Origin of the sequence: Arthrobacter sp., from assembly GCF_031988865.1 — a bacterium.
Lineage (GTDB): Bacteria > Actinomycetota > Actinomycetes > Actinomycetales > Micrococcaceae > Arthrobacter_B.
Map to the genome: position 1 here is coordinate 2359 of NZ_DALZXY010000165.1, position 386 is coordinate 2744.

Sequence of the window (386 nt, forward strand, 5' to 3'; positions counted from 1 at the left end):
GGAGCTTCGTCCTGGCCGGTCTCGGCGTCCTTGGCGTCAGTGTCCTCGTCGGCATTAGTCTTCTCGGCGCTGGTCTTCTCGGCGCTGGCCTCAGCGGCGCTGGCCTCAGCGGCGTCTTCCGCGGCTGCAGTCGCCTTGACGGCCCTGCCCCGGGAAGCCCTGCCCTTGGTTGCGGAGCCCCGGGTCGCCTTGGCGGGCGCGGCCTCCGGCTCTGCGGCGTTCGCCTGTCCGGTGTGGTCTCCCTGCTCGGCGTCGGCTGCCTGTCCGGGGTTTTCGCCCTGTTCAGCATTTTCCGCCTGCGCGGTGTTTTCCACGTGCTCGGGGGCCGGGGCCGGCGATCCGGCCTTGGCGGAGGTGCGGCGGCGGGTGCGGGTCCGCGGGGCGGG

Annotated in this window: 1 pseudogene; it reads right to left on the minus strand. The window is 73.3% G+C overall.

Annotated features, from left to right (window positions below):
• Positions 1 to 386 (minus strand): annotated as a pseudogene (locus tag RTN46_RS16850) (hypothetical protein); the annotation flags it as partial.